Origin of the sequence: Cupriavidus sp. WS (assembly GCF_000395345.1) — a bacterium.
In the GTDB taxonomy this organism is placed as follows: domain Bacteria; phylum Pseudomonadota; class Gammaproteobacteria; order Burkholderiales; family Burkholderiaceae; genus Cupriavidus; species Cupriavidus basilensis_B.
Genome location: NZ_AQPL01000082.1, coordinates 1 through 12,286, shown reverse-complemented (window position 1 = coordinate 12,286; position 12,286 = coordinate 1). Strand labels below are relative to the sequence as shown.

Here is a 12,286-nt window from a genome sequence, read left to right as displayed (position 1 = left end):
AGGTCGGGCAGCAGGCGCACGCCGATATAGATGTGGAGCAGGCCGACCACGAGGGCGGCCACGAAAACGGTGGTGCGAGGGGGCATGCCACCTCCAGGGAGTTTGAGGCGGATCCGGCGCATGCCGGGTCCGGCGGGCGCGCGGCGGCGCCGTCTTGCCGCGCCGCGCGCGAATCCCGTAGCTGAGGCTGGCTGCGCGCGGATTCAAGAGCGCGCAGCGAATTGTTCACATGGCCTTCGCTTGGCGCGCGGCGCGCGGCGTCACGCGGCGGGCCCGCCGCCCTGGCCGGCGAACACGTCCAGCGCCGGGATGCGCTCGCGCAGGAAGTCGATCAGCGCGCGCGTGGCCATCGACGGATGCAGGTTGGGCGTGGTGATGATGTACAGCCGGTCGCCCAGGCCTTCGGCGTGCCATTCGGGCAGCACGCGCACCATGCGGCCGGCGCGCACGTCGTCCCAGCCGGCATAGGCCGGCAGCAGGCCCACGCCGTGGCCTTCGCGCACCGCGCGCATCAGGAACGGGAAATGCTCGGACTGCAGGTAGGGCGCCAGCGCCACCTGCTCGCGCTGCTCGCCGCGGTCCAGCGTGAGCACGAAGCGCCGCGCCGGGTAGGGCGGGCACAGGAACTGGCAGCGCGCCAGGTCGGCCGGCGCGTGCAGCGGCCCGGTGCGCGCCAGGTAGGCGGGCGAGGCGAACAGTTGCCACTCGATCGCGCAGATGTCGCGCGCGACGTAATCCTGCTGCGCCCGCGACGTGACCCTGAGCGCCACGTCGATCTCGGCGGCGATCAGGTCCACCACGCGGTTGGCGAAGAACACGCGCAGCGTGATGCCGGGATGCTCGCCGGCGAACTCCAGCAGCAGCGGCGCGATGAAGGTGTCGCCGAGCCCGGACGGCACGCTCAGGCGCACGTGCCCGCGCAGCGTCTTGCCCAGGCTGTCGATCTCGGCCTGGGCCAGCGCCACCTCCTGCAGGATGCGCAGGCCGTGCTGGTAGAGCGAGCGGCCCGGCTCGGTCAGCTCCAGCCGGCGCGTGGTCCGGCGCAGCAGCTGGGCGCCGGCCTGCTGCTCCAGCTCGCGCAGCTGGCGGCTGACCTGCGAGCGCGTGACGTCGCGCCGGCGGCCCGCCTCGGACAAGTTGCCGGCCTCGACGATGTCGACGAAAGCCTGGATCAGGTTGAGGTCCATCCGGGATTCCCTGGGGGATTGTCACTTGTGGCGCAACATTGTGAGTCAGCTGTCGGGAATTGTCGATGCCGCGTGCCGGGACTACAGTGAGTGCTCCCCCGCCGGACTGGCATGCGCGGGGCCAGACAGGAGACAACGATGTTCAAGGACGATCTTTTCGCCGGCCGGCGCGTGCTGGTCACGGGCGGCGGCACCGGGCTGGGCCTGGCGATGGCCGACCGCCTGGCCGGGCTGGGCGCCGAGCTGCACCTGTGCGGGCGCCGCCTGCCGGTGCTCGACGAGGCTGCGGCAATGCTGCGCGGCCGCCACGGCGCCAAGGTGGCGACGCACGCGGTGGACATCCGCGACGCCGCCGCCGTGGACGCCATGATCGAGACCATCTGGCGCGCCCACGGCCCGCTCGACTGCCTCGTCAACAACGCCGCCGGCAACTTCATCAGCCGCACCGAGGACCTCTCGCCCAACGGCTTCCACGCGATTTCCGACATCGTCTTCCGCGGCACCTTCTACACCACCCAGGCGGTCGGCAAGCGCTGGATCCGCGACGGCCACCCGGGCGCGGTGCTGTCGATCGTGGTGACGTGGGTCTGGACCGGCTCGCCGTTCGTGGTGCCGTCGGCAATGTCCAAGGCTGGCGTGGACGCCATGACCAAGTCGCTGGCGGTGGAGTGGGGCCGCCACGGCATCCGCTGCAACGCCATCGCGCCGGGCGTGATCCCGACCGAAGGCGCCGGCTCGCGGCTGCGCCCGCGGGATTCGCAGCAGGACCAGCTTGCCGCGCAGAATCCCACCGGCCGCCTCGGCCAGCCGCAGGACATCGGCAACCTGGCCGCCTTCCTGCTGGCGCCGGACAACACCTGGATCAACGGGCAGACCATCGCGCTGGACGGCGGCGACCATTTCGCCAACGGCGCGTATTTCACGCAGTACCTGGACTGGGGCGACGCCGAGTGGCAGGCCGCGCGCGAACGCATCGCCGCGAAGAACGCCGCCGACCGCGCCGCCCGCACGGTCGGCGCGCCCGCCGCCGCCGGAGCCGACTGATGGCCGCCGATCTCTGGTTCGAGGACCTCCACCGCGGCGGCGACGCGCTGCTCGCGCGCGGCGCGCGCCTGGCCGGCGGCCTGCGCGCGCTGGGCGTGGGCGAGGGCGACGTGGTTGGCGTGCTGCTGCGCAACGACCCCGCCTTTGCCGACATCGTGCACGCCTGCCGCATCGCCGGCGCCTACTACTGCCCGATCAACTGGCACTTCACCGCCGAGGAAGTCCGCTTCCTGCTGGCCGACAGCGGCGCGCGCGCGCTGATCGTCCATGCCGGCCTGCTCGACGGCGTGCGCGCCGTGGTGCCCGCCGGCGTGCCGGTGCTGGCGCTGGCCGAGGCCGGCGCGCCGGTGCCGGCGGATGCCATCGACTACGACCACTGGCTTGCCGCGCAGCCGCCCTACGACGGCCCGCGCGTGGCGCCGCGCGGCCACATGGCCTACACCTCCGGCACCACCGGCCGGCCCAAGGGCGTGCTGCGCGCGCCGATCCCGCTGGAGCGGCTCGACGCGCAGCTCGAGCGCATGCGCTCGGTGGTGGCGCAGACGATGGGCATCGTGCCGGGCTGCCGCGCGCTGATGGCCGCGCCGCTGTACCACAGCGCGCCCGGCGTGTTCATCCAGAACGCGCTGCAGATGGGCGAGCGCCTGGTGCTGTGCGCGCGCTTCGATCCGGAGCAGGTGCTGGCGCTGGTGGAGCGGCACCGCATCGACGTGCTGTACCTGGTGCCCATCATGTACGTGCGCATGCTCAAGGTGCCGCCCGAGGTGCGCGCGCGCTACGACCTGTCCTCGCTGCGCTTCGTCGCCTCCACCGGCGCGCCGTGCGCGCCCGAGGTCAAGCGCGCCATGCTCGACTGGTTCGGCCCGGTCATCCACGAAACCTACGCCTCCAGCGAAGCCGGCATGATCACCGTGGCCACGCCCGCCGACGCCGCCGCGAAGCCCGGCACCGCCGGCCGCGCGGTCGACGACGGCGAGGTGCGCATCCTCGACGAGCGCGGCTCGCCCTGCGCGCCCGGCGAGATCGGCCTGGTCTACGTGCGCCAGCCGGCCTACCCCGACTTCACCTACCGCAACAACGAAGCGGCGCGCCAGGCCATCGACCGCGGCGGCCTGGTCAGCCTCGGCGACATGGGCTACCTGGACGCGGACGGCTACCTGTTCATCTGCGACCGCGCCTCCGACATGGTGATCTCCGGCGGCGTGAACATCTACCCGGCGGAGATCGAGCACGAGCTGGTGCGTTATCCCGGCGTGGCCGACTGCGTGGTGTTCGGCGTGCCCGACGACGAATACGGCGAGCGCCTGCTGGCGATGGTGCAGCCGGTGCCCGGCGCCGGGCTGGAAGAGGGCGCCATCATCGAATGGCTGCGCCAGCGCCTGTCCGGCTTCAAGGTGCCGCGCACCATCGTGGTGGAGGCGCAACTGCCGCGCGACGACACCGGCAAGCTGGCCAAGCGCCGCCTGCGCGACAAATATTGGGAGGGCCGCGCGCGCCGCGTGTGAGCGGCGGCGGCACGCCTGCCGGCGGCGCAAGCCGGCAAACCGCAAGGCAGATCATAAAAAAGAAGGAGACAACCAAATGCAACGCTGGATTTCCACATGGCGCGCCGTGCTCGGCGCGGGCGCGCTGGCCTGCGCGCAACTCGCCGCGGCGGGCGCCTTTCCCGACCGGCCGGTCAAGCTGGTGGTGCCGTACACGCCCGGCGGCTCGGCCGACCAGCTGGCGCGCGCGCTGGCCGACGGCATGGGCCGCGAGCTCAGGCAGCCGGTGGTGGTGGAGAACCGCCCCGGCGCCAACACCATGATCGCCGCCACCAGCGTGGCGCGCGCGCCCGCCGACGGCTACACCGTGCTGCTGGCCAGCAACGCCAGCATGGTGCTCAACCCGATGCTCTACAAGAAGGTCGGCTACGATGCCCGGCGCGACTTCAAGGTGATCTCGGTCGCCGCCGAGATCCCGCTGGTGGTGGTGACCAACACTCAGGTGCCGGCCGCCAACGTGCGCGAGTTCGCCGGCTACGCCAAGGCCAACGCGGGCAAGCTGAACTACGCCTCGGTCGGCCTCGGCAACCCGCTGCAACTGGCCACCGAGATGCTCAAGACCGAGCTCGGCATCGACCTCACCCACGTGCCCTACAACGGCAGCGCGCCCGCGCTGGCGGCGCTGCTGGCCAACGACGTGCAGCTGATGATCGACGTGGTCAGCACCTCGCTGCCGCACATCAAGGCCGGCAAGCTCAAGGCGCTGGCGGTCACCAGCAAGGAACGCCTGGAAGTGCTGCCCGACGTGCCCACCGTGGCCGAGAGCGGCCATCCCAGTTTCCAGGCCGCCACGTGGTTCGGCCTGGCGGTGCCGGCGCAGACCCCGCCCGAGGCCGTCGCGCGCCTGCAGGCCGCCGCCGCCAGGGCCACCGGCGACGCGCCGTTCCGCCAGACCTTCGCCGCGCTCGGGCTGGTGATCCAGCGCCCGCGCGACAGCGCCGAGGTGCAGCGCTACGTGGACGCGGACCGCGCGCGCTGGGGTTCGGTGATCCAGGCCAACCACATCGCGCTGGACTGAGCGCGCCGGCGGCAGGGGCGCCGGCGGCGGACCCGGCGCGGCGATCGGCGTATAGTGCCGTGACGCCGTGGCGTGTCCGGCCCACCGGGCCGCCCGCCGCATTTCTCCGCCCCAGCCGCTCCATGAAAGACGCCGAGACCGACTCCCGTCCCGAACCAGAACCGCCATCGCCCTCGGGTCCCGAGCCGGAGGCCGGCGCCGGCCCGGACGCGCCGCGGGACATCGGGCGCGAGGCCGGCGCCGAAGCCCGCGCGCAGGCGCGCGCCGCCGCCGAGCATGCCCACCTGCGCGCGCTGCGCCGCCGCGCGCGCCTGGCCGCCGGGCGCAAGTCGCGCCAGATGTGGCGCATCTCCCGCACCACGCTGCGCTATGCCGTGTTCATGTGCGGCGCCGGCGGCGTGGCGCTGTTTTCGCTGCTGTTCGCGTGGATCGCCGAACTGGCGCTGAACTGGAACCAGCGGGCCACCGCCGCCACGCCGTGGCTGGCCTTCGTGCTGCTGCCGCCGGGCCTGGCCGCGCTGCGCTGGCTGACGCTGCGGCTGGCGCCGCAGGCGCGCGGCAGCGGCATTCCGCAGGTGATCGCCTCGTTCGGGCTGCCGCCGGCCGGCCCGGCGCAAACATTGCTGGTGTCGTTCCGCCAATCGATGTGGAAGGTGCTGCTGACCACGGGCGGCCTGCTCGCGGGTGCGTCCATCGGCCGCGAAGGGCCGTCGGTGCAGGTCGGCGCGGCGGCCATGCTCAGTTGGGGGCGCTGGTGCCAGGAGCGGCTGCATTTCCGCATCGGCTTCCATCCCAACGCGCTGATCGCCGCGGGCGCGGCCGGCGGCCTCGCGGCGGCGTTCAACACGCCGCTGGCCGGCGTGGTGTTCGCCATCGAAGAGCTGGGCCGCGGCACCACCGTGCGCTGGGACCGGCTGGTGCTGTCGGGCGTGCTGACGGCGGGTTTCCTGTCGCTGGCGATTTTCGGCAACAACCCGTATTTCGCCGTCAAGACGCCGATCCTCGCGCTGCACGATGCGTGGGGCCCGGTGCTGCTGGCCGCGCTGTTCAACGGCGTGCTCGGCGGCCTGTTCGCCAAGGCGCTGATCGGCGGCCTGCCGGCGCTGCTGCCGGCCCGCCTGCGGGCGTGGCCGCTCGACCACCCGGTGCTGGCCGCCCTGCTGTGCGGGCTGGTGGCGGCGGCGATCGGCTGGGCCAGCGGCGGCGCCACCTTCGGCACCGGCTACGACCAGGCCAGCCGCCTCATCAACGGCGAGTCGGCGCCGACGCTGTGGTTCGGCGTGGCCAAGCTGGCGGCGACGGTGGTGTCGTATTTCGCCGGCATTCCCGGCGGCATCTTCACGCCCAGCCTGGCCATCGGCGCGGGCATCGGCGCGGCGCTCGAGCACGTGGTGGCCTACCTGTCCATTCCGCTTACCGAGCCGCGCGTGCTGGCGCTGGTGTCGATGGCCGCCTTCCTGGCCGGCGCCACCCAGGCGCCGATCACCGCCAGCGTGATCGTGATGGAGATGACGCGCTCGCAGGACCTGACCGTGTTCCTGCTGGCCGCGGCGCTGCTGTCTTCCTTCGTGGCGCGCCAGTTCTGCCCGAGCCCGTTCTACCACCACGTCGCCCATGCCTTCCGCCGCGAAGCGCTGGCCGCCACGCGGAAAGTGGCGCCGGCCACATAAGCGGCGTTCAGGACGTGGTGCCCGCCGCTGCTTTGCCTTACCATTGGCGGCGCCCGGGCCACCGCACCGGCGCTGTGTACCGGCGGCACATGACGATCCGCGCCGGCATCATGAACCGGGGAGCACAGATGGCCACGCAACGACCGTCCGGCAACGGCGGCGCCCAGCGCGCATCGGGTACGTCACGCGCATCGCGCACGCAGCAGCCCAGGCCGCCGGCCAAGGAGAGCACCGCCGTGCGCGATCTCGGGCCGGACACGGTCTGGCACACGCGCGGCCTGCACGGCCACACCCGGCTGCGCGCGCCGCTGCCGCGCGGCGCGCGCTCCCCGCAGCGGCAACTGCCGCCCAGCCGCGTGCCGCGCCTGCTGCTATGGGGCCTGCTGCTGGTGCTGCTGGCGGTGCTGGCCAACGCGGTGTCGCGTATGACGCAATAGCCCCCGGCGGAACCACGCGCGCGGGGGGCGCTCCAATCCGCAGCTTTTCTCAGGAGTCTGGATGAAATACCCCCTCGCCGGGCTGGCCGCCGCCAGCCTGCTGCTGCTCTCGCCGCTGGCCGGCGCCGCGGCCAAGGACGGCGCCGACAAGTTCGCGCCGATGCTGGACAGCCTGGAAATCGGCGGCCCGCTGCCGGACCTGCCCGATTGCGCCGACAAGCGCACCCCCGATGGCCGCGACGTGACCGCCCTGTGCGTGGAACTGCGCGGCGACGGCGTGATGCGCCAGGTCGGCGTGCCGCGCGACAAGCGCCCCGCGTTCATGGACGGCCCGCACGTGGTGGCCTTCGTCGACCGCAGCGCGCTGGTCGGGCTGATCGTGCCCACCGACGGCATCCGCTCCGAGCAGGCCGCCGTCGACAGCCTCACCGCGCGCTACGGCAAGCCGTTCCGCGCCGAGCAGGTGGACATGAAGGACAAGGCCGGCAAGCCGGTCAAGAGCGTGCACGCCGGCTGGAACAAGCGGCCGCTGACGGTGGAGCTGTACGCCATCCCCGAAGACCCGAACACCGGCACGGTGGAACTGCTGCTGCCGCAGGCGCGCCTGCTGATGGCGAACCAGGACGCGGCGATGGCGCAGCAGCTCAAGCCGCAGGAAGCCGCCTCCGCGGCGAAGGCCGCGCCGGCCGGGAAGGCGGGGGACAAGAAGGGCTGGTAGGCCGTCGGGCGGCCCTGCGGCCCCGGGGTTTGTGCCTCAAAGCCTCAAAGCCCCTCCATCACCTTGTCCAGCCCGCGCACCACGCCCCGCAGCCCGCTGACCTTGCGGATCGCCAGCAGCGCGCCCGAGACGTAGGGCTTGGAGCCGTCGCCGGCTTCGTGCCTGAGGTGCAGGCGCTGGCCGTCCGAGCCGAAGATCACTTCCACGCCGAGCTGGTAGCCGGGCAGGCGCACCGCGTGCACCTGGCTGCCGGACAGCGTGGCGCCGCGCGCTTCCTTCGGGCCTTTCACCTGGTCGACCGGCACCACCTGCCTGGCCTCGCGGATCTGGCCGAGGCGGTAGGCCAGTTCGCGCACGGTGCCGGAGGGCACGTCGATCTTGCCGGCCTTGGCGTAGTCGATGATCTCCCAGTGCTCGAGGTGGCGCGCGGCCATCTCGGCGAACTTCTGCAGCAGCACCACGGTGATGGCGAAGTTGCCGCAGGCCAGCACGCCGCGGCCGGCCTGGCGCGCGGCGGCGTCGATCTCTTCATAGTCCTGGTCGGACAGCCCCGAGGTGCCCACCACCACGTGCGCGCCGCGGGCCAGCGCCTGCAGGATGTTGCGCTTGGCCACGTCGGGCTTGGTGTATTCGACGTAGACGTCGAAGCTGCCCGCGGCCAGTTCGTCGATGCTGGCCACCGCCACGCCGGGCGTGCCCTTGTGCGCGGTCAGTTCGGCCAGGGTCTGGCCGGCCGCGCCGCGCGACAGGCCGGCCACCAGCGTCATGTCGTCGGCGTGCGCCACGCCGCGCGCCAGTTCGCCGCCGGCCCAGCCGGTCACGCCGCCCACGGCGACTCGGATGCGATTGCTCATCGTGCTGTTCTCCTGAAGTGAGTCTGCGGATGCGTTCAGCCCGCCGCGCGGCGGCGGTCGATCTTGCGCGCCAGCACGATCGACGTGGTGGTGTGGTTGACGCCGTCGAGCGCGCCGATCTCGTCGAGCAGCTTGTCGAGCCGCGCGTGCGTGTCGCAGCGGATCACCGCCATGTAGTCCACCGGCCCGCTCACGGAATTCAGCTCCTCGATTTCCGGGAAGCGCCGCAGCGCCTTGACCACCGCGGGCGCGGCCTTGGGCATGACCGACAGGCCGCAGAACGCCAGGATGGCATTGTCTTCCATCTGCTGCCCGAGCCGCACGCCGTAGCCAGCGATCACGCCGTCGCGCTCGAGCCGCGCGATGCGCGCCACCACGGTGGTGCGGGCGATGCCCAGCCTGCGCGCGAGGTTGGCGGCGTTCTCGCGCGCGTTGGCCTGCAGCAGCGCGAGCAGGTGGCGGTCGGTCTGGTCGAGTTCGGTCATGGCGCGGCGTCGCAGGGAGGGGGATGACGATTCGACGATTCATCTTGTCGAATCGTTCGATTATGAGGTGTTTTCGTCAATCTTGCCTGTTCATTCCGACTGTGCCCGACACCATACTTCAGTCAGCAAGTGAATGAACACAGGCCATACCGACAGGAGAACCTCATGAGCAAGCTCGATCCGCCCAGCCTGCTGGCCCCGGCCGCCAATGCGCCGGCGGCATCCCCCGCGGGCATTTCCCCGTTCCCGCTGCGCGTGGTGGTGCTCGGCGCCGGCAAGATCGGCCGCACCATCGCCGCCATGCTGCACGACAGCGGCGACTACCGCGTCACGCTGGTGGACCGCGACCCGGCGCAGCTCCAGGGCCTGCCCGAAGGCATCGCGGTCGGCGCCCGCGCGCTGGACCGGGCGCAGGACTGCGCGGCGCTGCTGCGCGGCGCCGATGCCGTGCTCAACGCGCTGCCGTTCCATGCCGCGGTGGGCGTGGCCACGGTGGCGGCCAGCCTCGGCGTGCATTACTTCGACCTGACCGAAGACGTGGCCGCCACCCACGCCATCCGCGCGCTGGCGGTGGGCGCGCGCTCGGTGCTGATGCCGCAGTGCGGGCTGGCGCCGGGTTTCATCGGCGTGGTCGGCAACGAGCTCGCGCAGCGCTTCCTGCGCGGCGGCGGCGAACTGCTGGCGCTGAAGATGCGCGTGGGCGCGCTGCCGCGCTTTCCGAGCAACGCGCTCAAGTACAACCTGACGTGGAGCACCGAGGGGCTCATCAACGAATACTGCAATCCGTGCGAGGCCATCGTCGACGGGCGCCGCGTCGAGGTGCCCGCGCTCGAAGGGCTGGAAAGCTTCGCGCTGGACGGCATCGCATACGAGGCCTTCAACACTTCCGGCGGGCTGGGCACGCTGCCCGAGACGCTGGCCGGGCGCGCGCGCGACGTGGACTACAAGTCGATCCGCTATCCGGGCCACTGCGCGGTGATGAAACTGCTGCTCAACGACCTGCGCCTGCGCGAGCGGCGCGACTGGATGCGCGAGATCTTCGACAGCGCGATTCCCGCCACGCAGCAGGACGTGGTGATCGTGTTCGCCAGCGCCACCGGCCATGCCGCCGGCAGCGGCGGCGCGCGCGGGCGCCTGATGCAGGAGTCGTTCTCGGCGCGCATCGGCGGGGCCGACACCGCCGCCGGCCACCTCAACGCGATCCAGCTCACCACCGCCGCCGGCATCTGCGCCGCGCTCGACCTCGTGGCCACCGGCGTGCTGCCGCGGCAGGGCTTCGTGCCGCAGGAGGCGATACCACTGGACGCTTTCCTCGCCAACCGTTTCGGCCGACACTACACCTGTCACCCGCTCCAGGAGGCAACGGTATGAAAGCCAGGGAATTCGCGGCCTGCTGGCAGGCCATCGGTCTGCCCGCGCCGTGGCGCGAAGGCGAAGGGCCCGCCGGCGCGCTGCCGGTGCGCTCGCCCATCGACGGCGAGGCATTCGGCCACCTGCCCGCCTGCACGCCGGCCGAGGCCGACGCGCGCATCGAACGCGCGCGCGCGGCGCAGGCCAGCTGGGCGCTGGTGCCGGCGCCGGTGCGCGGCGAGGTGGTGCGCCGCTTCGGCGAGGTGCTGCGCGAGCACAAGAAGCATCTCGGCCAACTGGTCTCGCTGGAGTCCGGCAAGATCCTGCAGGAAGGGCTGGGCGAGGTGCAGGAGATGATCGACATCTGCGACTTCGCGGTCGGCCTGTCGCGCCAGCTGCACGGCCTGACCATCGCCTCGGAGCGGCCGCAGCACGCCATGCGCGAGACCTGGCATCCGTATGGCCTGTGCGGCGTGATCTCGGCGTTCAATTTCCCGGTCGCGGTGTGGGCCTGGAACGCGGCGCTGGCGCTGGTGTGCGGCAACGGCGTGGTGTGGAAGCCGTCCGAGAAGACGCCGCTGTGCGCGCTCGCCGTGCAGGGCCTGCTGGACGGCGTGCTCGACATCGCCGCGCCCCATCACGCCGGCATCGCCACGGTGCTGGCCGGCACGCAGGCGCTCGGGCAGCATCTGGTCGCGCACGCCGACGTGCGGCTGGTCAGCGCCACCGGCTCCACGCGCATGGGCCGCGAGGTCGGCATCGCCTGCGCCGGGCAGTTCAAGCGCGCGATCCTGGAGCTGGGCGGCAACAACGCGGCGATCGTCGCGCCGTCGGCCAATATCGAGCTGGCCATCCGCGCCATCACGTTCTCCGCCGCCGGCACCGCCGGGCAGCGCTGCACCACGCTGCGCCGCGCCTTCGTCCATGCCGACCTGTTCGACGCCGTGACCACGCGGCTGATGCATGTGTTCAGCACCTTGCCGGTGGGCGACCCGCTCGCGGAAGCGACGCTGGTCGGCCCGCTGATCGACGGTGCCGCCGGGGCCGCGATGGCCGGCGCGCTGCTGCGCTGCCGCGGCCACGGCAACGTGGTGCACGGCGGCGAGCGCGTGCTGGCGGAGCGCTATCCGAATGCCGAATACGTGCGCCCGGCGCTGGTGCTGACCGACCGCCAGCACGAGACCATGCTGACCGAGACCTTCGCGCCGATCCTGTACGTGATGCCCTACGACACGCTGGATGAAGCCATCGCGCTGAACAACGCCGCGGCGCACGGCCTGTCGTCGTGCATCTTCACCGAGTCGCTGCGCGAGGCCGAGCGCTTTCTGTCCGCCGCGGGCAGCGACTGCGGCATCGCCAACGTCAACATCGGCACCAGCGGCGCCGAGATCGGCGGCGCGTTCGGCGGCGAGAAGGCCACCGGCGGCGGGCGCGAGTCCGGCTCGGACGCGTGGAAGGGCTATATGCGGCGCGCCACCAACACCATCAACTACGGCGACGCGCTGCCGCTGGCGCAGGGCATACGGTTCGAGGTGTGAGGCGCGGGCGTGGCGCGGACATCGCGCGTGCATGGTGCGGATATGGCGCGGACATGGCGGAAGCACGGCGCTTCCGTCTTCCCCTTTTTCCCGTTCTTCCCGATTGGCCCATACAAACGCCATCCCGTTTCCATTCGTAACAACGGTTACAGCACATTGACCCTGTATTACCGACCCGCCCCGTATAACGTTCTTATGGGCAGGCAATAACCTGCCCGCAAAGGACAACGAAAATGAAAACGTGGATGATTGGGATCGCGGTGGCCGGCGCCGCCCTGCTCGGGGGCTGCGCGGTCTATCCGGCTTATCCGGCCTATGGCTACGGCGGCGGCGGGGAAGTGGCCGTGGCGCCGGCGCCGGTGTATGCCGCGCCCGCGGTGGTGGTGACGCCGGGGGTCTACGGCGGCTACTACGGCTATCGCGGCGGCTACTACGGCGGCG

Annotated in this window: 12 protein-coding genes; 9 read left to right on the top strand and 3 right to left on the bottom strand. The window is 72.0% G+C overall.

What is annotated here, in order from left to right; genetic code table 11:
* Positions 1 to 260: 260 nt before the first annotated feature.
* Entirely contained in the window at positions 261 to 1,187 is a 927-nt protein-coding gene (locus K206_RS0108615) for a LysR family transcriptional regulator (RefSeq protein WP_020202012.1), read from the bottom strand.
* 138 nt (positions 1,188 to 1,325) lie between these two features.
* Here K206_RS0108615 and K206_RS0108610 point away from each other — a divergent pair, with 138 nt between their 5' ends.
* The 6 genes from K206_RS0108610 (at position 1,326) to K206_RS0108585 (ending at position 7,618) form a co-directional block, all read left to right on the top strand.
* The gene (locus tag K206_RS0108610; protein ID WP_020202011.1) at positions 1,326 to 2,231 is read left to right on the top strand and encodes an SDR family oxidoreductase; all 906 of its coding nucleotides are present in this window, start codon (positions 1,326 to 1,328) and stop codon (positions 2,229 to 2,231) included.
* Positions 2,231 to 3,736 (top strand): acyl-CoA synthetase, encoded by a 1,506-nt coding sequence (locus K206_RS0108605; RefSeq protein WP_020202010.1) that lies wholly within the window; start codon positions 2,231 to 2,233, stop codon positions 3,734 to 3,736. Before K206_RS0108610 ends, K206_RS0108605 begins: the two co-directional genes overlap by 1 nt.
* A gap of 76 nt (positions 3,737 to 3,812) precedes the next feature.
* Entirely contained in the window at positions 3,813 to 4,793 is a 981-nt protein-coding gene (locus K206_RS0108600) for a tripartite tricarboxylate transporter substrate binding protein (RefSeq protein ID WP_020202009.1), read from the top strand.
* 122 nt (positions 4,794 to 4,915) lie between these two features.
* Positions 4,916 to 6,463, top strand: coding sequence for a chloride channel protein (locus tag K206_RS0108595; RefSeq protein ID WP_020202008.1), 1,548 nt, complete (start codon positions 4,916 to 4,918; stop codon positions 6,461 to 6,463).
* 128 nt (positions 6,464 to 6,591) lie between these two features.
* A complete protein-coding gene (locus K206_RS0108590) occupies positions 6,592 to 6,900 on the top strand; it encodes a hypothetical protein (protein ID WP_020202007.1) in 309 nt (102 codons plus the stop codon).
* A 61-nt stretch (positions 6,901 to 6,961) separates the two neighbouring features.
* Positions 6,962 to 7,618, top strand: coding sequence for a hypothetical protein (locus tag K206_RS0108585; protein WP_020202006.1), 657 nt, complete (start codon positions 6,962 to 6,964; stop codon positions 7,616 to 7,618).
* A 44-nt stretch (positions 7,619 to 7,662) separates the two neighbouring features.
* On the opposite strand, the gene dapB is transcribed toward K206_RS0108585, so the two are convergent.
* Both dapB and K206_RS0108575 read right to left on the bottom strand, forming a co-directional pair.
* Positions 7,663 to 8,472 carry a 4-hydroxy-tetrahydrodipicolinate reductase gene (gene dapB / locus K206_RS0108580; protein WP_020202005.1) on the bottom strand — a complete coding sequence of 270 codons (810 nt, stop codon included), beginning with the start codon at positions 8,470 to 8,472 and terminating at the stop codon, positions 7,663 to 7,665.
* A 35-nt stretch (positions 8,473 to 8,507) separates the two neighbouring features.
* The gene (locus tag K206_RS0108575) at positions 8,508 to 8,957 is read right to left on the bottom strand and encodes an Lrp/AsnC family transcriptional regulator (protein ID WP_020202004.1); all 450 of its coding nucleotides are present in this window, start codon (positions 8,955 to 8,957) and stop codon (positions 8,508 to 8,510) included.
* 165 nt (positions 8,958 to 9,122) lie between these two features.
* Between K206_RS0108575 and K206_RS0108570 the strand changes: the two genes are divergently transcribed.
* The 3 genes from K206_RS0108570 to K206_RS0108560 form a co-directional block, all read left to right on the top strand.
* Positions 9,123 to 10,328 carry a saccharopine dehydrogenase family protein gene (locus K206_RS0108570; protein WP_020202003.1) on the top strand — a complete coding sequence of 402 codons (1,206 nt, stop codon included), beginning with the start codon at positions 9,123 to 9,125 and terminating at the stop codon, positions 10,326 to 10,328.
* Positions 10,325 to 11,845 carry an aldehyde dehydrogenase family protein gene (locus K206_RS0108565; protein ID WP_020202002.1) on the top strand — a complete coding sequence of 507 codons (1,521 nt, stop codon included), beginning with the start codon at positions 10,325 to 10,327 and terminating at the stop codon, positions 11,843 to 11,845. The genes K206_RS0108570 and K206_RS0108565 overlap by 4 nt, the downstream gene beginning before the upstream one ends.
* A gap of 233 nt (positions 11,846 to 12,078) precedes the next feature.
* Positions 12,079 to 12,286, top strand: a 208-nt coding sequence (locus K206_RS0108560) for a hypothetical protein (protein WP_043365898.1), incomplete at its 3' end; no start/stop codon positions are given.